Here is a 20733-nt window from a genome sequence, read left to right on the forward strand (position 1 = left end):
GGCCGATTGTCAGTGGCGTACTCCACGATGGACACATACGGCCACAGAGCCGTCACAGAGACGACCAGGAGGTTCGTCATGGCCAGTTCCTACGCCGCAGCCGCACGCCGGCGAAGCACAGGCGGCCCTGCCCCCTCACTGACCGGCCCCGCGACCGACGTCCACCCCGTCCTGCGTCGCGCGACCGCGCCGCCCGCCGCCCTCGACCTGCTCGCCCAGGCCCGGACGGGGCTGGACGAGGCCGCCACCTTCGAAGCCCCCAACGAGCGCTATGCCACGGCCCATCTGGCCGCCCTGCGCACCGCGGCGGCGGTCCTCGCCGCCCGTGGCCGGCCCGAGCCCACGACCCCGCGCCGCAGGCGCATACGGACCGCCTGGGAGGTGCTGCCCGAGATCGTGCCCGAGCTGTCCGAGTGGAGCGCCCTGTTCGCCTCAGGCGCCACCCGCAGAGCGCGGGCCGAGGCAGGCATACAGGGCGCGGCGAGCAGCCGCGACGCCGACGACCTGCTGCGCGACGTGGCCATGTTCCTGCGCCTCGTGGAGCGGCTGCTCGTGCTCGAACCGGTGCTGCCCCAGCCCAGGGCCGAAGAGCCGGAGAAGGGCGGCGCCACTGGGTGACCGGGACGGCCGACGGAGGCAATAGGCTGTGCGGAACCTGCACCTTTCACGCCCCGCGACCAGGGGCGGCACCGCGCCGAGGAGTCAACTGCCGTGTCGGACCCTTCCCCTGCGTTCGGTGGAGAGACGCCGTCGCGCCCCCGCAGCTCCCTGCGTACCGCCGTGGTCTGGGAGGTGCTCAAGCGCGCCCTCGACAGCCGTGCCACGGCGGCCGGTACGGCGGCCCTGGACGTCCTCGACACCGGAGGCGGCACGGGCAACTTCGCCGTGCCCGTCGCCCGCCTGGGCCATCGGGTGACCGTCGTCGACCCGAGCCCCAACGCGCTGTTCGCGCTGGAGCGCCGGGCCGCCGAGGCGGGCGTCGCCGATCGCGTCAACGGAGTCCAGGGCGATATCCACGGCCTGTTCGACGTGGTGGAGCGGGGCGGCTACGACGCCGTGCTCTGCCACGGCGTCCTGGAGTACGTCGACGACCCGGCCGACGGCGTCCGGAACGCGGTCGAGGCGCTGCGCCCCGCCGGCGCCCTCAGCCTGCTCGCGGCGGGCCTCGGCGGCGCCGTCCTGGCCAGGGCGCTCGCCGGCCACTTCACCGAGGCCCGGCACGCGCTGACGGACCCGGCCGGCCGCTGGGGCGAGGGCGACCCGGTCCCCCGGCGGTTCACCGTCGAGCTGCTCACGGAACTGGTCGACAAGGCCGGTGTCGACGTGGGCGCGGTGCACGGCGTCCGGGTCTTCTCCGACCTGGTCCCGGGCGTTCTGGTGGACACTCAGCCGGGCGCTCTGGAGGCCCTCCTGAAGCTGGAGGCCGCCGCCGCCGAACTGTCGACCTTCCACTCCGTCGCGAGCCAGCTGCACGTTCTGGGCGAGAAGCGGGCCTGACAGTGCACGCCCGCGAGCACTGATCGCGTACTGATCGCGGGGCTGATCAGCAACGCAGCTACGCATGGAGTGCGCCACAGGCCCCCCAGCAGAGCGTTCGGCGCCGTATGATCGGGGTACGCCTTCCGGCATGACGGGTCGACGGTTGGGGAATCAACGCCTCAGCGGCCGAGTCGGCATGGCGGCCCGGATTGGCGAAATGGCGTAGAGGGCGGGTTTCACGGGGGCGATTCCCTGCCTATCCTGAAGGGGCCGCATACCGGTCGCCCCCCGCGACCGACGACTAGGAGGACTCCGTGCCGCTCTCGGAGCACGAGCAGCGAATGCTCGAGCAAATGGAGCGAGCGCTGTACGCCGAAGATCCCAAGTTCGCGACAGCGCTTGAGGGAAGCGGGCTGCGTACGTACACCCGGCGACGGGTCTACCAGGCGGTCGCTGGCTTTCTGGTGGGTATCGCGCTCCTCATGACCGGTATGGTCGCCAAGCAGATCTGGATCGGCGTGGTGGGTTTCCTCGTCATGCTGGGCTGCGCGGTTCTCGCGGTCACCGGCTGGCGCAAGGCTCCGAAACCGGGTGAGCAGCAGGCATCCGGCGAGGCCACGGCCGACCGCCGACAACCTCGGCAGCGCCGCTCGTTCATGAACAGGATCGAACAGCGCTGGCAGCGTCGCCGTGACGAGCAAGGTCAGTAGGGCGACCCAGAGGTTCCCAAGCTTGCAGTAGTGGTGCGACCGCCGTGAGACAGGACGGACAAGGGTGAGGGGCGAACGCGGGAATGCGTTCGCCCCTCACCCTTGTCCGCGTGCGGGACCGGCCCCGGCCCCCGGCCCCCCACCACCCCGGACACACGGACGGGGGCGGGGGTGCGGGCCCGAAAGCTGCCCCGTACCCCCGCACCCGGACCGGTTCTGGCCCTGCCCGGTTCAGCCCCGCTGCCGGGACGGCCTGCGGAACAGCGCCGCCCACCGGCGGCCCAGCTCCAGGCGGCGCGCTCCCCAGCGGTCGGTGACAGCCGCCCAGCGCTCGGCGAGTCCCCACATCACCCGAACGGACGAGCGCGGCAGGAGAAGCGCGCGCTGTCTGGTCCAGCGGCCCGCCGCCTCGCCCAGGCCCACGCGCACCCGCTGGGCGTCGTCGGCGAGACCCGTGACGGGCTGTGGCTCCGGCGCGTACAGCACCTGCTCCACCGCACGTGCCACCCGGTGCACGGCATCGGCGGCGTCGCCCTCCAGCCGCCCCAGCCGCACGATCCGGGCCGCCGTCCCGCGCGGCGTCTGCGAATCGTCCGGGCGGATGCCGTGGTCCCAGGCCGTGTCGACGATCTCCCGCCACGCGCCCAGCACACGGGCCGTGGCATCGGCGGTCGTACGGCCCCCGGAACCGAGGCGTCGCGCCCGGATCCTGGTGCGCCACAGCAGCGGCAACAGGGGCAGCAGCAGCACGGCCAGGACGCCCAGCGTGATGCCGGCCACCGTCCCCGCGGATGTCCCCGAGTCGGATGGAGGCAGCGCTCCCGCCGGCGCGGTCGTGCCGCAGTCGCCGATCCTGGCGGCCTGCGGCGGGCAGCTGTCCGAGGCGGACGGCTGCGCGCTGGGCGCGGACGACTCGCCGGCCTCGGGCTGGGCCGGATCACTCGCATCGCCCGAGGGAGCCTCCGGGATGGTGTAGTCCGGCGCGCTGCCCCGGCTCGGCGTCGGTTCGAAGCGCGTCCAGCCGACGCCTTCGAAGTACAGCTCGGGCCAGGCGTGCGCGTCCCGGAGCCCGACGGACATCGTGCCGTCCGACTGCGGTGTGCCCGGTGTGAAGCCCACCGCCACCCGCGCCGGGATGCCCAGGGTGCGGGCCATCGCCGCCATCGAGAACGAGAAGTGGACGCAGAAGCCCTCCTTCTCCCGGAGGAAGCGGCTGATGGCCGAGACGCCCGTGCCGGAGGCGACCTGTGTGTCGTACGTGAAGCCGCCGTCCACGGCGAACCAGTCCTGGAGCTTGACCGCCTTCTCGTAGTCGTTCGCCGCGCCGTCGGTCACCTCGCGTGCGGTGGCCGCCACCTCGTCCGGCAGCACGTCCGGCACCTTCGTGTACTCCCGCACCAGGGAGGCCGGGGGCCTGGGCGCCGCCGCGAGCTGTTCGCGGGTCGGCTCCACCAGCAGGCTGGTGACCTGGTACTGCGCGCCTCGCGTCGTCTCGCCCCGGTCGCCGACCAGGGTCCGGCCGTTCGGTTCGAAGCGCCAGCGCCCGTCGATGTCCACCTGCGAGGCCGGATAGGGCATCGGCAGATAATTCTGCCGGTACCAACCGGCGGCGGAAATACTCGTCTTGATCTCGGTGGTGCTGACGTCGCCGCGCAGACCGGGCGGGCTGGGAAGCGTGTTCGGCACGTCCTCGACACTGCGCTGGGAGAACCGCCAGGACGTGCCGTCGAAGTCGTCCAGCGACATGATCCGCAGATACAGGTCCTGGGTGCTCTCCGCGTTCGTCCGGTACCGCAACGCCTCCCGGTCCTCGGGCTGGTTGAGGTTGTCCTGGAGCGACACCAGCGGGTTGACGGCGGAGATCGTGCCACCGCCGAGGCCCGAACCCGACCCGGCGCCCGTGCCGTTGAGCAGGCCGCCGTTCAGCGACGGCAGCGCGGCGGGCACGACGAGCGCGATCCCCAGCGCCATCACGCCGATACGGCGCCCCGTACGGATCGGGGCCGTGGCCGTACCCCCGGTGTCCATCCCGGCGGCCGTACGGCCCGGAGCACGTGGAGCGCCGCCGAAGACCCGCCCCCACTGGGAGAGCCGGTCCCTGCCCTCGGCCAGCAGCAACAGCAGATAGCCGCCGGCCGCCAGCAGGAACCACAGCCAGGAGGCGTCGCCGCCGGAGAGACCGGCGGCGACCGAGTACAGCGCCAGCAGCGGCAGTCCGGCCGGCGCCGCGCTGCGGAACGTCACGGCGAGCGCGTCCACGGCCAGACCGATGACCAGCACACCACCGACCAGCATCAGCTTGATGCCGTTGGTCGGCGGTGCCGGAACCGAGTACCGCGCGACCTCCTCGCCGCCCTGGCTCAGCAGCTCACCGAAGCGCTGGAAGACCTCCGGGCCGGGCAGCAGGCCGAACAGGGCCTGCTCCGAGGCGAAGGCCACCGTGAGCATCAGCAGCCCGGCGAACGCCTGGAGCGCCACGACCAGCGTTCTGGCCAGGGGCACCCGCCGGCCGAGCGCGCCCACCCCGGCCAGGACCGCCACCATGAGGGCCGCCTGGAGGATCCAGGTGGCGGGATCGACCAGCGGCATCAGTGCGGCGGCCGCCATCATCGTGGCGGCGAACGCGCACAGCGCCAGCCTCGCGCGACCGCTCATGACCATCCTCCGGAGAAGCCTGCCGAGCCCTGGGCCGCACCCGACTCGGTGCGCTGGTGTGCCGCCTGCTGCCACAGATCGGGGAGCGCGAGTCCGGCCGGCACCGCGAGGGCGGTCCAGCCCGACTCGCGCAGCTGCCGCAGCCGGACCTGGACCCGCGCGGGCGGTTCGCCGTCCTCCTGGAGCCAGCCGGAGCTGTCCAGGACGAAGGCCACCGCGGCACCGCTGCGGTGCCGCATACGGCAGGCCACGGCGGTCTGCTCCTCGTCGAGATCACCCAGGAAGGCGATCAGCAGTCCCTCGGTCCCGCCGCGCAGCACGTCGTACGCGCGGGAGAGCCCCGCCCCGTCGGAGTGGTCGACGACGGCGAGCGTGTCCATCATCAGTCCGGCCGCGTCGGCGGACTCCTGCGTCGAACCGGCGAACCCGTCGGCGCCCTCGCCGGGCACCGAACTTCCCGTGTCCGTCAACAGCCGTACGGCGAAGCCCCGTTCCAGCATGTGCACCAGCGCGGACGCCGCGCCCGACACCGCCCACTCGAAGGCCGAGTCGGGTCCCGCACCCTGGTAGGCGAGCTGCCGGGTGTCGAGCAGCACCGTGCAGCGGGCCCGCTGCGGCTGCTCCTCGCGGCGCACCATCAGCTCGCCGTAGCGCGCGGTGGAGCGCCAGTGCACCCGGCGCAGGTCGTCGCCGTGCCGGTAGCCGCGTGGGATGACGTCGTCCTCGCCGGCCAGCGACAGCGAGCGATGCCGCCCGTCGCCGTACCCCGCCGTCGCCCCGGCGAGCCGGACCGGTGGCAGCGGCTCGGTGCGCGGGATGACGGTCAGGGTGTCGTGGGCGCTGAAGGAGCGCGTCAGCTCGCACATCCCGAACGGGTCGCTCAGCCGCAGCTGGAGCGGCCCGAGCGGATAGCGCCCACGCAGGTCCGACCGCACCCGGTAGGAGACCTCACGGCGCCCGCCCGCCTCCACCCGGTCCAGGACGAACCGGGGGCGCGGACCCAGCACGTACGGCACATGGTCCTGGAGCATCAGCAGACCGGTGGGCAGCCGCGACACGTTGTCCATCCGCAGGTGGACGCGGGCCTCGGACCCCGCGGGCACGCGCGACGGCGAGAGCCGCCTGCTGCCCGCGACCCGGTAGCGCGTGCGGTACAGCACGCCCACACAGACCAGCGGCAGGACGGCCAGCAGCATCCCCACCCGGAGCAGATCCGCCTGGCCGAGGACGTAGGCGCAGACCGCCGCCGCGATGCCCGCGGCGAAGAACGACCGGCCGCGGGTGGTGAGACCGCCCAGCGCCGCCCGCAGCCCGCCCTTGTCCGTGCCGTCCGGGCCGGGGGCGCCGGGCTCCATCACAGCCGCCGGACGCCCGGCTGCTGCCGGTCGTAGCGCGGCGCGGCGGCCACCGGGGCCTGCCGGCCGCCGTCGGCCGTCGGCACCGGGACGCGCTGGAGGATCTCCTGCACCACCTGCTCGGCGGTCCGGCGGTTGAGCTGTGCCTGCGCGGTCGGCAGCAGCCGGTGCGCCAGCACCGGGACCGCCAGCGCCTGCACGTCGTCCGGCAGCGCGTACTCCCGGCCGCTCAGGGCGGCGGACGCCTTCGCCGCGCGCAGCAGATGCAGCGTGGCGCGCGGCGAGGCGCCCAGTCTGAGATCCGGGTGGTTACGGGTCGCCCCGACCAGCTCCACCGCGTACCTCCGTACGGAGTCGGCCACATGGACCTTGCGCACGGCGTCGATCAGCTTCACGATGTCGTGCGCGTGGGCCACCGGCTGGAGGTCGTCCAGCGGCGAGATCCCGCCGTGCACGTCCAGCATCTCCAACTCGGCCTCCGGGCTCGGATAGCCGATGGAGACCCTGGCCATGAAACGGTCGCGCTGCGCCTCGGGCAGCGGATAGGTGCCCTCCATCTCGACCGGGTTCTGCGTCGCCACCACCATGAAGGGGCTGGGCAGTTCGTACGTCTGCCCGTCGATGGTGACCTGGCGCTCCTCCATCGACTCCAGCAGCGCCGACTGTGTCTTGGGCGAAGCGCGGTTGATCTCGTCGCCGATCACGATCTGCGCGAAGATCGCTCCGGGTTTGAACTCGAAGTCGCGTCGCTGCTGGTCGTATATGGAGACCCCGGTGATGTCCGAGGGCAACAGGTCGGGCGTGAACTGGATACGCCGCACCGAGCAGTCGATGGAGCGTGCGAGCGTCTTGGCCAGCATGGTCTTGCCGACGCCCGGAACATCCTCGATGAGCAGATGTCCCTCGGCGAGCAGCACTGTCAGCGAAAGCCGTACGACCTCAGGCTTGCCCTCGATCACACCCTCCACCGATGCGCGGACACGCTCCGCTGTGGTGGTCAGATCTGTGAGGCTCGCTCGATCGTCATAGGTCGTCACCCGGCCCTCCTCGGCCCGTTCATACGGGCCGAGGCTCTTCTCACGGCCCGGCCCACCCCGAAATACGGACGCCGCGTCCGGAAGGTTCCGCAACGCCGCTGTCACTCACGCATTCTTGTAGCCGTTACCGCTTCGTGTCACTCGCCTGTGGATAAGTGGGTGTGAATTGCCGGAGTTGCCGTGATTCTGGTGCCGGCGAAGGGTCAGTTCGCGGGGTCGATCTCCCGCAGAAGGCCCGTCGACACCTCGAAGACGAAACCGCGTACGTCGTCGGTGTGCAGGAGGAACGGTGAGGTCCGCACCCGCTGCATCGACTGCCGTACATCCTGGTCCACGTCCCTGAAGGACTCCACGGCCCAGGCCGGACGCTGTCCGACCTCCATTTCCAGTTCGTGCCTGAAGTCCTCGGTGATGGCCTCCAGACCGCAGCCGGTGTGATGGATGAGCACGACGCTGCGGGTCTGGAGCGCCCGCTGGCTGATGGTGAGTGAGCGGATGACGTCGTCGGTGACGACACCGCCCGCGTTGCGGATCGTATGACAGTCGCCGAGCTCCAGGCCCAGCGCGTCGTGCAGGTCGAGGCGGGCGTCCATGCAGGCGACCACGGCGACGCGCAGCACGGGGCGGGCGTCCATCCCGGGGTCGTCGAAGTCGCTGGCGTAGCGCCGGTTGGCGTCCACGAGTCGATCGGTGACCGTACCGTCGGTGCGGGCCGCACCGACGGATGCCTGGGCGGACTCGGCGGGGAGGTTCGCGGATGTCGACATACCTATAGACGGTAATGCTCACGCGCGCCGGAAGCCCGCTGTACGAGCGGACAAACATCGTCAACGAGGCCTGGTGTGAGGTAAGCCACACAGGTCAAGCTCAACGGTCCGAACAGGTGACGTACACCGTTTTCGATTGCGCGATCGCGTCACCACCCTGTCGGGACCCGCGCGATCTTCACCGAGACCGAACGACGATCCGCACCGCGATCCGCACCGCCGGTCCCCGCGCAGCGGGCCGGGCGACGCGCTGTCCGGTTGATTGACCGGGGGGACCTGTGGACTAAAGTGACGCGAAGTTCACGGACATCCCGAACACTTACCGGAACACTCCCCGAAATTCCCCCGCGATTTCCCCGCGTGTGCGGCGTACGTGCGGCTCGGCCTCCTCACGCTCGGCGGTACGTACATCCACGCCGGACCTGAGAGGGCGCATGAGCCAGCGCAGCCAGCGAACCAGGCCCCGCGAGGCCCGCGTATGACCGGCACCCGGCACATTCCGGTGCTGCTCGACCGGTGCCTCCACCTGCTCGCTCCCGCCCTCGCCGAACCGGGTGCCGTCGTCGTCGACTGCACCCTCGGTCTCGGCGGCCACAGCGAGGCGCTGCTCACCACCTTCCCCGCCGCGCGGCTGGTCGCGCTCGACCGGGACAAGGAGGCGCTACGGCTCTCCGGCGAGCGGCTCGCCCCGTTCGGCGCCCGCGCCACCCTCGTGCACGCCGTCTACGACGAACTGCCCGACGTGCTCGACCGGCTGGGCATCCCGCGCGTCCAGGGCGTGCTCTTCGACCTCGGTGTCTCGTCCATGCAACTCGACGAGGCGGAGCGGGGGTTCGCGTACGCCCAGGACGCCCCGCTCGACATGCGCATGGACCAGTCGTCCGGGATGAGCGCGGCCGAGGTCCTCAACACCTACCCGCCGGGCGAACTGGTGCGGATCCTGCGGGCGTACGGCGAGGAGAAGCAGGCCAAGCGCATCGTGTCGGCGGTCGTCAGGGAGCGCGCCGTCGAGCCCTTCACCAACAGCGGCCGGCTGGTCGAACTCATCCGTGACGCCCTGCCGCAGGCCGCCAAGCGCACCGGCGGCAACCCCGCCAAGCGCACCTTCCAGGCCCTGCGCATCGAGGTCAACGGTGAACTGTCCTCCGTGGAAGCGGCCGTTCCGGCCGCGGTGGCGTCCCTCGCCGTGGGCGGCCGTATCGCCGTACTGGCCTACCACTCCCTCGAAGACCGCCTGGTCAAGCAGGTCTTCGCGGCCGGCGCCGCCAACACGGCACCCCCCGGCCTGCCCGTCGTGCCCGAGCGCTACCAGCCGAGGCTCAAACTCCTGACGCGCGGCGCCGAACTCCCCACCGAGGAAGAGGTCGCCGAGAACCGCCGGGCCGCCCCCGCCCGGCTGCGCGCCGCCGAGCGGATCCGGGAGGACGTGCGGTGAGCCGACCGGCCAGGCAGCTCAGGGGGCGCGCCGCGCGGCTCGCCCGGCTGATGCCGACGACCGGGCCGAGCACCGCGGCGCGTACGCCCTTCGTCCTGCTGGTCGTTCTCCTCCTCGGCGGCGGGCTGATCACCCTGCTCCTGCTGAACTCCTCGCTCAACGCGGGGTCGTTCAGGCTCAGCGAGCTCAAGAAGCAGACCACGGACCTGACCGACGAGCAGCAGGCGCTCCAACGCGACGTGGACAACCTCTCGGCGCCCGACGCGCTTGAGCGCCGCGCCCGCCAACTCGGCATGGTCCCCGGCGGCAGCCCCGCCTTCCTCGACCCGGACGGCCGGATCAGCGGCGTCCCCTCCAAGGCCGACGCGCTCCCGTACACCGCACCGTCCGCCATGGACGCCACCCCGCCCGCCGCGCCGAGCCTGCCCGCCTCGCTCGCACCCTCCGTCACCCCGTCGGCGTCGGCCACGGACGCACCGCCGTCCCCCTCCTCCGGAGGGGCCACGACCCCGACAGCCGCGCCGCCCGCCCCGTCCGCCTCGGCGGGCTCGCGCGGCGCGCCCTCCACCGCGCCCATGCCAGGACCGACGTCCGGCACATCCACCCCGACGACCTCCGGCAGGTGACGCAGTGCCCCCCGAGCAACCACCGCGCCGCCGGGTCCCCGGCCCCGCGCGCTCCGGGAGCGGTGCGCGCCCCCGGCCCGAATCACGTACGCCGCAGCGCACTCCGCAGCGCCCCGCGCCCCGGCCCTCCGGGCGCCCACGGCGCCCCGCACAGGGCCGCCCGCGCTCCGCACCCCGCACCCCGCGCCGTATCCGGCTCGGCAACCACCGTCCCCGGCTCCGGCTGGTCAGCCTCGGACTGACCATGGTCATGCTGGTCTTCGTCGTCCGGCTGCTCCAGGTCCAGGCCGTCGACGCGAGCGCGTACACCGCGAAGGCGGAGAAGAACCGCTTCACGAGCGTCACGCTGGCCGCCGAGCGCGGCGAGATCACCGACCGCGCCGGGGTGGCCCTCGCCACCAGCGTCGACGCGCACGACATCACGGCCGACCCCAAGATGTTCACCCCCGAGGACAGCAAGGTCGCCGACGCCCCCGAGCAGGCCGCCGCGCTCCTCGCCCCGATCCTCGACAAGGAGCCCGAGACGCTGGCGAAGCAGCTCTCGGTCCCCAAGTCCCGCTTCACGGTGCTCGCGCACCGCCAGACCCCTCAGGTCTGGAACCAGATCAGCGACCTCAAGTCCGTCCTCGCCGAGAAGGCCGAGAAGGCGCGCACCGCCAAGGGCGGCAAGGGCGACGAGGCGCCGGCCAGCGTTCTCGCCGGAGTCTTCCAGGAGCCCAGCAGTAAGCGCGTGTACCCCAACGGGGACCTCGCCGCCGGGATACTGGGATACGTCAACGCCGCCGGCCACGGAGGCGGCGGCGTCGAGTCCATGCTCGACAAGAAGCTCTCCGGCCAGGACGGCGAGATCACCTACGCCCACTCCGGCGGCCGGCGCGTCCCAACGGCGGGCTCCGAGGAGACCCCCGCCGTCCCCGGCACGGACATCGAGCTGACCATCGACCGGGACATCCAGTGGGCCGCCCAGCGGGCCATCTCCGAACAGGTCACGGAGTCCAAGGCCGACCGCGGCTACGTGATGGTGCAGAACACCCGGACCGGCGAAGTGCTCGCCATGGCCAACTCACCCGGCTTCGACCCCAACGACCTGTCACAGGCGGACGGCACCGCCATGGGCAACGCCGCGCTCCAGGACGCGTTCGAACCGGGCTCCACCAGCAAGGTCATGTCCATGGCCGCCGTCCTGGAGGAGCGGGCCGCCACCCCCGGCACCCATGTCACCGTGCCCAACCGGCTGCACCGCGGCGACCGCCTCTTCAAGGACGACATCGACCACCCCACCTGGTACCTCACGCTCAACGGCGTGCTCGCCAAGTCCAGCAACATCGGCACCATCCTGGCCACCGGCCAGCTCGGCAAGACCCAGCCCGAGGCCAACCGGGTCCTCCACTCCTACCTGCGTAAATTCGGCATCGGCAGCCCCACCGGCCTCGGCTACCCCGGGGAGACCCAGGGCATCCTCGCCGACCCGAAGGACTGGTCGACCTCGCAGCAGTACACGATCCCCTTTGGTCAGGGACTGTCGGTCAACGCCATGCAGGCGGCCTCGGTCTACTCGACCATCGCCAACGGAGGCGTACGGATCGAACCCACCCTGATCCGTGGCACCGAGGGCCCCGACGGCCGCTTCACCCCCGCCACCGCCCCCAAGAAGACCCGCGTCGTCAGCGAGAAGACCGCCAGGACGCTGGCCACCATGCTGGAATCCGTCGTCTTCGACGAGGCGGGCACCGGCACCAAGGCCCGGATCCCCGGCTACCGCGTCGCCGGCAAGACCGGAACGGCCAACCGCGTCGATCCCGAGTCCGGCCGCTACAAGGGCTACACCGCGTCCTTCGCGGGCTTCGCGCCCGCCGACGACCCGCAGATCACCGTCTACTGCGCCATCCAGAACCCGACCAAGGGCAGCTACTTCGGCGGCCAGATCTGCGGCCCCATCTACAAGGAGGTCATGGAGTTCGCTCTCAAGAGCCTCCAGGTCCCACCGACCGGCAAGAAGGCAGCCCCGCTGCCGGTCGAGTTCAAACCCGGCGAGTGACCCAGGGAACACCCCAGTGACAACGATCACCCCCGACTCGGGGAACCACGACGGCGCGTCCGTCACCCCACCAGACGGCCCCGGCACCGGGCGCCCCTCACGTGGCCCGCGGCCCGGTGAGCCCGGTACGCTCACCGCCGTGTCCCACGCAGATCAGTACCGAACCGCCACAAAGGACGCGCCCGTGAACCATCCCGGAGCGCCCCGCCCGAACCAGGTCCTGCCGACCTCCCTCGTGGATCTGGCCGCCCGGCTGGGTGCCGAGGCCCCGGCGGACGGGGCGGCGACCGGCATCACCCACGACTCACGGGCGGTACGCGTCGGGGACGTGTACGCCGCCCTGCCCGGCGCCCGCTTCCACGGCGCCGACTTCGCCGCCCAGGCGGCCGACCTCGGCGCGGCGGCGATCCTGACCGACCCGGCGGGCGCCGAGCGCGCCGCCGCCACCGGCCTGCCGGTGCTGGTGACCCCCGACCCACGGGGCAGCATGGGTGAACTGGCCGCCGAGATCTACGGCCACCCCGGCGCCGACCTCCTCCAGATCGGCATCACCGGCACGTCCGGCAAGACCACCACCGCGTATCTCGTCGAGGGCGGACTGCGCGGCGCCGGACACCACACCGGGCTCATCGGCACCGTCGAGATGCGCATCGGCGACGAGCGCATCAAATCCGAGCGCACCACCCCCGAGGCCACCGACCTCCAGGCGCTCCTCGCCGTCATGCGCGAGCGCGGCGTCGACTCCGTCGCGATGGAGGTTTCCAGCCACGCCCTGGTGCTCGGCCGGGTCGACGGCTGTGTCTTCGACATCGCCGTCTTCAACAACCTCAGCCCGGAGCACATGGAGTTCCACTCCGGCATGGAGGACTACTTCCAGGCCAAGGCGCGGCTGTTCACCCCCGAGCGCAGCCGCGTCGGCGTCGTCAACTTCGACGACGAGTACGGCCGCCGGCTCGTCACCGAGGCGGGCGTGCCCATCACGACCTTCTCCGCCGAGGGCCACCCCGACGCCGACTGGCGCGCCGAGGACGTCGAGGTCGGTTCGCGCGGCAGCGTCTTCACCGTCGTCAGCCCCAAGGGCGAGCGGATCCGCGCCGAGGCCCCGCTGCCGGGCCCGTTCAACGTCGCCAACACCCTGGCCGCCGTCGTCACCCTCGCCGTGGCCGGAATCGATCCCCAGATCGCCGCCGACGGCATCGCGGCCGTGCCCGGCGTCCCCGGCCGGCTGGAGCGCGTCGACGCGGGCCAGCCGTACCTGGCTGTCGTGGACTACGCCCACAAGACGGACGCCGTCGAATCGGTGCTGCGCTCACTGCGCAAGGTCACCGAGGGCAAGGTGCACATCGTCCTGGGCTGCGGCGGCGACCGCGACCGGTCCAAGCGCCCCTCGATGGGCGCGGCGGCGGCCCGGCTCGCCGACACCGCCGTACTGACCTCGGACAACCCGCGCTCCGAGGACCCGCTCGCGATCCTCGCCGCGATGCTCTCGGGCGCCGCCGAGGTGCCGATCCACGAGCGTGGTGACGTCCTGGTCGTCGCCGACCGGGCGGCGGCCATCGCGTCCGTGGTGTCCAGGGCGGTCGAGGGCGACACCGTACTGATCGCCGGCAAGGGCCACGAACAGGGCCAGGACATCGCCGGGGTGGTACGCGCCTTCGACGACCGCCAGGTGCTGCGCGAGGCCATCGAGCGCTCCCGCCGCCACGAGACCGAGAACACCGGTCAGGGATGAGGGGACCGTCCGGCACCCGGAGGGCGGCGCGGGGTGCCGCGGGCCACCGCCGCGCGGCCTCCCCGCCGCCGGTCCCCGCGTCGTCGGCCCTCCCACCGTCGGCCCTCCCACCGTCAGCCGTGGCACCGTCGGCCTTCGCACCGTCAGCCGCCGCACAGCCCCTCGCCGCGCGGCCCGTCGCTCCGCCGCCGGTCGCCCCGCCCTCGTCCCCATCCATCACCCGCCCTCCAATTGCCGGACGGTCCACGTGATCACCCTCTCCCTCGCCGAGATCGCCACCATCGTCGGCGGGCAGTCGTACGACATACCGGATCCGGCCATCCATGTCACCGGCCCCGTCGTCATCGACTCCCGCCAAGTGGCGGACGGCAGCCTCTTCGTCGCCTTCGCCGGTGAGAACGTCGACGGCCACGACTACGCCCGCAAGGCCGTCGACGCGGGCGCCGCCGCCGTACTGGCCGTCCGTCCCGTCGGTGTCCCCGCCATCGTCGTCGAGGACGTCGTACAGGCCCTCGGCGCCCTCGCACGCGCCGTCGTGGAGCGCACCGGCGCCACGACCGTCGCGCTCACCGGATCGTCGGGCAAGACCAGCACCAAGGACCTCATCGCCCAACTCCTGCGGCGCAAGGCCCCCACCGTCTGGCCCGACGGCAACCTCAACAACGAGATCGGACTCCCGCTCACCGCCCTGCGTGCCACCGAGGACACCCGTTTCCTCGTCCTGGAGATGGGGGCGCGCTACATCGGTGACATCCGCTACCTCACCGGCCTCGTCCCGCCGCGGATCGGCCTCGTACTGAACGTCGGCACCGCCCACATCGGCGAGTTCGGCGGACGCGAGCAGATCGCCGTCGCCAAGGGCGAGATGGTCGAGTCGCTGCCGCCCGCCGACGAGGGCGGCGTGGCCGTCCTGAACGCCGACGACCCCCTCGTACGCGCCATGGCCACCCGCACCAAGGCGCGGGTGGTGCTGTTCGGCGAGTCCGACGAAGCAGACGTACGGGCGGAGAACGTCCACGTCGACGGCCTCGGCAGACCCTCCTTCCGCCTTCGAACACCCACCGGGTGCAGCGAGCTGACGCTGCGGCTGTACGGTGAGCACCACGTGTCGAACGCGCTCGCCGCGACCGCCGTCGCCCATGAGTTGGGCATGTCCGTCGACGAGATCGCCCTGGCGCTCTCCGAGGCGGAGACCCTCTCCCGCTGGCGTATGGAGGTCACCGAGCGCGCGGACGGCGTGACGATCGTCAACGACGCCTACAACGCGAACCCCGACTCCATGAGGGCAGCGCTCCGCGCGCTGGTCGCCATGGGCGGTGCCGCCAGGGAAACCGGCGGACGCACGTGGGCGGTGCTCGGCCCGATGGCCGAACTCGGTGACGAGGCGCTCGCCGAGCACGACGCGGTCGGACGGCTCGCCGTCCGGCTCAACGTCAGCAAGCTCGTCGCAGTCGGGGGCAGGGAAGCTTCCTGGCTGCGACTGGGCGCCTACAACGAGGGTTCGTGGGGTGAGGAGTCGGTGCACGTGTCCGACGCGCAGGCGGCGGTCGATCTGTTGCGCAGTGAACTGCGTTCGGGAGACGTCGTGCTGGTGAAGGCTTCCAGGTCGGCCGGACTGGAGCGGGTCGCCCAGGCACTGCTCGAGAACGCTGTCGAGGGTGAGGTCTCCGGCCGATGAGGCAGATCCTCTTCGCGGGAGCCATCGGGCTCTTCCTGACCCTGATCGGTACGCCGCTGCTGATCAAGCTGCTGGCCCGCAAGGGTTACGGCCAGTTCATCCGGGACGACGGCCCGCGCAGCCACGGCAGCAAGCAGGGCACGCCCACCATGGGTGGTATCGCCTTCATCCTCGCCACGCTGATCGCCTACGCCCTGGCGAAGGTGATCACCGGCGAGGACGCGACGTTCTCCGGTGTGCTGGTGCTGTTCCTGATGGCGGGGATGGGCCTGGTCGGCTTCCTGGACGACTACATCAAGATCGTCAAGCAGCGTTCGCTGGGTCTGCGGGCCAAGGCGAAGATGGCCGGACAGCTCATCGTCGGCATCACCTTCGCGGTGCTCTCGCTCCAGTTCGCCGACATCCGCGGCAACACCCCCGCCTCCACCAAGCTGTCCTTCGTGACGGACTTCGGCTGGTCCATCGGACCGGTGCTGTTCGTCGTCTGGGCGCTGTTCATGATTCTCGCGATGTCCAACGGCGTGAATCTGACGGACGGTCTGGACGGCCTGGCCACCGGCGCGTCGGTGATGGTCTTCGGCGCCTACACGTTCATCGGCCTCTGGCAGTTCCAGGAGTCCTGCGCCAACGCGATCACCCTCACCAACCCCGACGCCTGCTTCGAGGTACGAGATCCGCTCGACCTCGCCGTAGTCGCCTCCGCCCTCATGGGCTCCTGCTTCGGCTTCCTGTGGTGGAACACCTCACCCGCCAAGATCTTCATGGGCGACACCGGCTCGCTCGCGCTCGGCGGCGCCCTCGCGGGCCTCGCCATCTGCTCCCGTACCGAACTCCTGATCGCCCTGCTCGGCGGCCTCTTCGCCCTCATCACGATGTCCGTGGTGATCCAGGTCGGTTCGTTCCGGCTGACCGGCAAGCGCGTCTTCAGGATGGCCCCGCTCCAGCACCACTTCGAACTGAAGGGGTGGTCCGAAGTCCTTGTCGTGGTCCGCTTCTGGATCATCCAGGGCATGTGCGTGATCGTCGGACTCGGACTCTTCTACGCGGGCTGGGCGGCCGACAAGTGAGCGACCGTCAGCCGGCCGACGCGTCGGCCGGACCTCGGGGCCGGTGGCAGGGCAAGCGGGTCACCGTCGCCGGTCTCGGGGTCTCCGGGATCCCGGCGGCCCGCGCGCTGCGCGACCTGGGCGCCGAGGTCACGGTCGTCAACGACGGCGACGACGAGCGCGCCCGTACACAGGCCGCCGAACTGGCCCAGGCCGGCATCACCGTCCGGCTCGGCGACGGCGCGACGCTCCCCGAGGGGACCGAACTCGTCGTCACCACGCCCGGCTGGCAGCCCGGCAAGCCCCTGTTCCTGGCCGCCGCCGAAGCCGGCGTACCGATCTGGGGCGATGTCGAACTGGCCTGGCAGCTCAGGGGCCCCGACGCCGCCCCCTGGCTGGCCGTCACCGGCACCAACGGCAAGACCACGACCGTCCGGATGCTCGCCGCGATCCTGAGGGCGGCGGGCCTGCGCACCGAGGCCGTCGGCAACATCGGCGTCTCGCTGCTCGACGCCGTCCTGCCCGACGAGAACGGCCGGGAGAAGTACGACGTCCTCGCCGTCGAACTCTCCAGCTATCAGCTGCACTGGGCACCGAGCCTGCGCGCCCACTCCGCCGCCGTGCTCAACATCGCGCCCGACCACCTCGACTGGCACGGCTCCATGGAGGCGTACACCGCCGACAAGGGCCGTATCTACGAGGGCAACACCGTCGCCTGTGTCTACAACGTCGCCGAGAAGGTGACCGAGGACCTGGTCCGCGAGGCCGACGTCGAGGAGGGCTGCCGCGCGATCGGCTTCACCCTCGGCACCCCGGGACCCTCCCAACTCGGCGTCGTGGAAGGCCTCCTGGTCGACCGCGCCTTCGTCGAGAACCGGAGCGCCCAGGCCCAGGAACTCGCCGAGGTCGCGGACGTGAACCCGCCCGCCCCGCACAACATCGCCAACGCCCTCGCCGCGGCGGCCCTCGCCCGCGCCTACGGTGTCGCACCCGCCGCCGTACGCGACGGACTGCGCGCCTTCCGCCCCGACCCGCACCGCATCGAGCACATCGCGGACATCGCGGGCGTCAGCTACATCGACGACTCCAAGGCCACCAACACCCATGCCGCCGAGGCCTCCCTGGGGGCCTACGACCCGATCGTCTGGATCGCCGGCGGCCTCGCCAAGGGCGCGTCCTTCGACGAGCTGGTCGAGCGGTCCGCGAAGCGGCTGCGCGGCGTGGTCCTCATCGGCCGCGACCGCGCGCTGATCCGCGAAGCCCTCACGCGACACGCCCCCGAAGTGCCGGTCGTGGACCTCGAACAGACGGACACTGGGGCGATGCCGGCGGCGGTCCGTGCGGCGGCGCGCCTCGCCAGGAGCGGGGACACCGTCCTGATGGCCCCGGCCTGTGCGTCGATGGACATGTTCGTCAACTACAACAAGCGGGGCGAGGCGTTCGCGGACGCGGTCCGCGCACTCGCCGCCGAGCACGCCTGACCGACCGGCCGAGAGCCCCGCGAGCGCGGGCCGCGACAGCCCCACCGGCCGGTCGTGCCGCGCACGACTGGAGGGGACAGCGAAGATGCCGGCCGACGACACCGCGGGCACGGACCCGCGTCCCGCGCGTCCTTCGGCGGGCGGCCGGTTCCGCGCCGCCGCACCGCCCTTCACCGCACCGTCCTTCGCTCCGCCGCCCCTCGCCCTGCCGGGGGTGCTCACCGGCGCCGCACGGCCCCCCGGGCCGCCCGGCACGGCCCTGCGCGGCCGGGCGGCCGTACGGCGCGCTCCCGCCGCCCGCGGCGGGTCCGGCGGCCCCCGCGCCCGGTTGCCCCGCGCGCCGCGGGGCAACCGGGTACGGCGGATGTACGAGCGGGCCCGCCGCGCCTGGGACCGGCCCCTCACCGCGTACTACCTGATCTTCGGCGCCAGTCTGCTGCTCACCGTGCTCGGCCTGGTGATGGTCTACAGCGCCTCGATGATCAAGGCGCTGGAGCTCTCGCTGCCCGGCTCGTATTTCTTCCGCAAACAGTTCCTCGCCGCCGTCATCGGCGCCGGACTGATGCTGCTCGCCTCCCGGATGCCCGGCAAACTCCACCGCGCGCTGTCCTACCCGCTGCTCGTCGGAGCCGTCTTCCTGATGATCCTCGTGCAGGTCCCGGGGATAGGGCACGCGGTCAACGGCAACCAGAACTGGATCTATCTCGGCGGTCCCTTCCAGCTCCAGCCCAGCGAGTTCGGCAAGCTGGCGCTGATCCTGTGGGGCGCCGATCTGCTCGCCCGCAAACAGGACAAGCGGCTGCTGACCCAGTGGAAGCACCTGCTGGTGCCGCTCGTCCCGGTCGCCTTCATGCTGCTCGGACTGATCATGCTCGGCGGCGACATGGGCACCGCCATCATCCTCACCGCGATCCTCTTCGGACTGCTGTGGCTGGCGGGAGCGCCCACCCGGCTCTTCGGCGGCGTGCTCGCCGTCGCCGTCGCCCTCGGCTTCCTCCTCATCAAGACCAGCCCCAACCGCATGTCCAGGCTCGCCTGCATCGGCGCGACGGACCCCGGCCCCGGCGACCAGTGCTGGCAGGCCGTGCACGGCATCTACGCGCTGGCCTCGGGCGGATGGTTCGGTTCCGGACTCGGCGCGAGTGTGGAAAAATGGGGTCAACTCCCTGAACCCCACACCGACTTCATTTTCGCCATCACCGGGGAGGAACTGGGACTGGCGGGGACGCTGTCGGTACTCGCCCTGTTCGCGGCTCTAGGCTATGCGGGTATCCGCGTGGCCGGACGCACGGAGGACCCCTTCGTGAGGTACGCGGCGGGAGGCGTGACCACGTGGATCACGGCGCAGGCCGTGGTCAACGTCGGCGCGGTGCTCGGTCTGCTGCCGATCGCCGGAGTCCCGCTCCCGCTGTTCTCCTACGGAGGCTCAGCCCTGCTGCCGACCATGTTCGCTGTCGGGCTGCTGATCGCGTTCGCGCGAGAGGATCCCGCCGCGAAAGCGGCCCTCGCCATGCGAAGGCCCGGCGTGAGATGGAAGACGATGAGACGGCGCGTCAAGAAGCGTCCGTCCGGAGAGCGGTGAATTTCGGTGCATGTCGTACTCGCCGGTGGGGGGACCGCCGGCCACATCGAGCCCGCGCTCGCCCTCGCGGACGCCCTGCGGAGGCAGGACCCCACCGTGGGGATCACGGCCCTCGGCACGGAGCGCGGACTCGAAACCAGGCTGGTACCCGAGCGGGGGTACGAACTGGCGCTCATCCCCGCCGTCCCGCTGCCGCGCAAACCCACCCCTGAACTGATCACCGTCCCCGGCCGGCTGCGCGGCACCATCAAGGCGGCCGAGCAGATCCTGGACCGTACGAAGGCGGACTGCGTCGTCGGCTTCGGCGGCTACGTCGCGCTGCCCGGCTATCTCGCCGCCAAGCGGCTCGGGGTGCCGATCGTCGTGCACGAGGCCAACGCCCGCCCCGGCCTCGCCAACAAGATCGGTTCGCGCTACGCGGCGGCCGTCGCCGTCTCCACCCCGGACAGCAAGCTGCGCGGCGCCCGTTACATCGGCATCCCGCTGCGCCGCACCATCGCCACCCTCGACCGGGCCCGGATGCGACCCGAGGCGCGCGCCGCCTTCGGGCTCGACCCCAACCTGCCGACGCTGCTGGTCTCCGGCGGCTCGCAGGGCGCCCGCAGGCTCAACGAGGTGGTCCAGCAGGCCGCGCCGCTGCTCCAGCGCTCCGGGATCCAGATCCTGCACGCGGTCGGACCGAAGAATGAAATGCCGCGTGTGGACAACATGCCGGGAATGCCGCCGTACATCCCGGTACCGTATGTGGACCGGATGGATCTCGCCTACGCGGCGGCGGACATGATGCTCTGCCGCGCCGGCGCGATGACCGTCGCCGAACTCTCCGCCGTCGGGCTCCCGGCCGCCTACGTACCGCTGCCCGTCGGCAACGGTGAACAGCGGCTCAACGCCCAGCCGGTGGTGAAGGCGGGCGGCGGACTGCTGGTCGACGACGCCGAACTGACGCCCGAATGGGTCCAGGGCCATGTGCTGCCGGTGCTGTCCGATCCGCACCGGCTGTACGAGATGTCCCGCGCGGCTGCCGAGTTCGGCCGCAGGGACGCGGACGAGCTGCTCGTCGGCATGGTGTACGAGGCGGTCGCCGCGCGCCGTCAGGCATAGGGAGGCAGGGG

16 protein-coding genes are annotated in these 20733 nt (G+C 71.8%); 12 read left to right on the forward strand and 4 right to left on the reverse strand.

Annotated elements, in window-relative coordinates:
- The first annotated feature begins 78 nt into the window (after window positions 1–78).
- The 3 genes from OG700_RS30055 to OG700_RS30065 all read left to right on the forward strand — a co-directional run bounded on the left by OG700_RS30055 (window position 79) and on the right by OG700_RS30065 (window position 2189).
- Window positions 79–618, forward strand: coding sequence for an SAV_6107 family HEPN domain-containing protein (locus OG700_RS30055; protein WP_405619012.1), 540 nt, complete (start codon window positions 79–81; stop codon window positions 616–618).
- Between the two features lie 93 nt (window positions 619–711).
- Window positions 712–1497 (forward strand): methyltransferase, encoded by a 786-nt coding sequence (locus tag OG700_RS30060; protein ID WP_405619014.1) that lies wholly within the window; start codon window positions 712–714, stop codon window positions 1495–1497.
- Between the two features lie 296 nt (window positions 1498–1793).
- Complete coding sequence (locus OG700_RS30065) at window positions 1794–2189, forward strand: DUF3040 domain-containing protein (RefSeq protein WP_354607508.1); 396 nt, start codon at window positions 1794–1796, stop codon at window positions 2187–2189.
- Window positions 2190–2420: 231 nt separating this feature from the next.
- Here the strand turns inward: OG700_RS30065 and OG700_RS30070 are convergent, their stop codons facing one another.
- The 4 genes from OG700_RS30070 to OG700_RS30085 form a co-directional block, all read right to left on the reverse strand.
- Complete coding sequence (locus tag OG700_RS30070; protein WP_405619016.1) at window positions 2421–4844, reverse strand: DUF3488 and DUF4129 domain-containing transglutaminase family protein; 2424 nt, start codon at window positions 4842–4844, stop codon at window positions 2421–2423.
- Window positions 4841–6199 (reverse strand): DUF58 domain-containing protein, encoded by a 1359-nt coding sequence (locus OG700_RS30075; RefSeq protein ID WP_405619018.1) that lies wholly within the window; start codon window positions 6197–6199, stop codon window positions 4841–4843. Before OG700_RS30075 ends, OG700_RS30070 begins: the two co-directional genes overlap by 4 nt.
- Window positions 6199–7236 carry an AAA family ATPase gene (locus OG700_RS30080; RefSeq protein ID WP_405619020.1) on the reverse strand — a complete coding sequence of 346 codons (1038 nt, stop codon included), beginning with the start codon at window positions 7234–7236 and terminating at the stop codon, window positions 6199–6201. The genes OG700_RS30075 and OG700_RS30080 overlap by 1 nt, the downstream gene beginning before the upstream one ends.
- A gap of 203 nt (window positions 7237–7439) precedes the next feature.
- On the reverse strand, window positions 7440–8003 hold the full coding sequence (locus OG700_RS30085) for a beta-class carbonic anhydrase (RefSeq protein WP_405619022.1): 564 nt from the start codon (window positions 8001–8003) through the stop codon (window positions 7440–7442).
- A gap of 478 nt (window positions 8004–8481) precedes the next feature.
- Between OG700_RS30085 and rsmH the strand changes: the two genes are divergently transcribed.
- From rsmH to murG, 9 genes are all read left to right on the forward strand, one after another.
- Window positions 8482–9438, forward strand: a complete 957-nt coding sequence (rsmH, locus tag OG700_RS30090) for a 16S rRNA (cytosine(1402)-N(4))-methyltransferase RsmH (protein ID WP_405619024.1) — start codon at window positions 8482–8484, stop codon at window positions 9436–9438.
- Complete coding sequence (locus tag OG700_RS30095) at window positions 9435–10064, forward strand: septum formation initiator family protein (RefSeq protein ID WP_405619026.1); 630 nt, start codon at window positions 9435–9437, stop codon at window positions 10062–10064. Before rsmH ends, OG700_RS30095 begins: the two co-directional genes overlap by 4 nt.
- A 4-nt stretch (window positions 10065–10068) precedes the next feature.
- Window positions 10069–12102 (forward strand): peptidoglycan D,D-transpeptidase FtsI family protein, encoded by a 2034-nt coding sequence (locus OG700_RS30100; protein ID WP_405619028.1) that lies wholly within the window; start codon window positions 10069–10071, stop codon window positions 12100–12102.
- 16 nt (window positions 12103–12118) lie between these two features.
- Complete coding sequence (locus OG700_RS30105; RefSeq protein WP_405619030.1) at window positions 12119–13834, forward strand: UDP-N-acetylmuramoyl-L-alanyl-D-glutamate--2,6-diaminopimelate ligase; 1716 nt, start codon at window positions 12119–12121, stop codon at window positions 13832–13834.
- Window positions 13835–14081: 247 nt separating this feature from the next.
- Window positions 14082–15512, forward strand: coding sequence for a UDP-N-acetylmuramoyl-tripeptide--D-alanyl-D-alanine ligase (murF, locus tag OG700_RS30110; RefSeq protein ID WP_405619032.1), 1431 nt, complete (start codon window positions 14082–14084; stop codon window positions 15510–15512).
- Window positions 15509–16579: a phospho-N-acetylmuramoyl-pentapeptide-transferase gene (mraY, locus tag OG700_RS30115; protein WP_405619034.1), complete on the forward strand. Its 1071-nt coding sequence runs from the start codon at window positions 15509–15511 to the stop codon at window positions 16577–16579. Before murF ends, mraY begins: the two co-directional genes overlap by 4 nt.
- Entirely contained in the window at window positions 16576–18039 is a 1464-nt protein-coding gene (murD, locus tag OG700_RS30120; protein WP_405619036.1) for a UDP-N-acetylmuramoyl-L-alanine--D-glutamate ligase, read from the forward strand. Before mraY ends, murD begins: the two co-directional genes overlap by 4 nt.
- Window positions 18040–18124: 85 nt before the next feature.
- Window positions 18125–19621: a putative lipid II flippase FtsW gene (gene ftsW / locus OG700_RS30125; RefSeq protein ID WP_405619038.1), complete on the forward strand. Its 1497-nt coding sequence runs from the start codon at window positions 18125–18127 to the stop codon at window positions 19619–19621.
- Between the two features lie 6 nt (window positions 19622–19627).
- Entirely contained in the window at window positions 19628–20722 is a 1095-nt protein-coding gene (gene murG / locus OG700_RS30130) for an undecaprenyldiphospho-muramoylpentapeptide beta-N-acetylglucosaminyltransferase (protein WP_405619041.1), read from the forward strand.
- Window positions 20723–20733: the final 11 nt, after the last annotated feature.

This window comes from Streptomyces sp. NBC_01508 (assembly GCF_045040315.1).
In the GTDB taxonomy this organism is placed as follows: Bacteria; Actinomycetota; Actinomycetes; order Streptomycetales; family Streptomycetaceae; genus Streptomyces.

What these genes read in the sequence shown, in the direction of transcription:
- OG700_RS30055 (WP_405619012.1), top strand. Translation starts at nt 79, where the DNA reads ATGGCCAGTTCCTACGCCGCAGCCGCACGCCGGCGAAGCACAGGCGGC.
- OG700_RS30070 (WP_405619016.1), bottom strand. Translation starts at nt 4,844, where the DNA reads ATGAGCGGTCGCGCGAGGCTGGCGCTGTGCGCGTTCGCCGCCACGATG.
- OG700_RS30075 (WP_405619018.1), bottom strand. Translation starts at nt 6,199, where the DNA reads ATGGAGCCCGGCGCCCCCGGCCCGGACGGCACGGACAAGGGCGGGCTG.
- OG700_RS30085 (WP_405619022.1), bottom strand. Translation starts at nt 8,003, where the DNA reads ATGTCGACATCCGCGAACCTCCCCGCCGAGTCCGCCCAGGCATCCGTC.
- rsmH (WP_405619024.1), top strand. Translation starts at nt 8,482, where the DNA reads ATGACCGGCACCCGGCACATTCCGGTGCTGCTCGACCGGTGCCTCCAC.
- mraY (WP_405619034.1), top strand. Translation starts at nt 15,509, where the DNA reads ATGAGGCAGATCCTCTTCGCGGGAGCCATCGGGCTCTTCCTGACCCTG.
- ftsW (WP_405619038.1), top strand. Translation starts at nt 18,125, where the DNA reads ATGCCGGCCGACGACACCGCGGGCACGGACCCGCGTCCCGCGCGTCCT.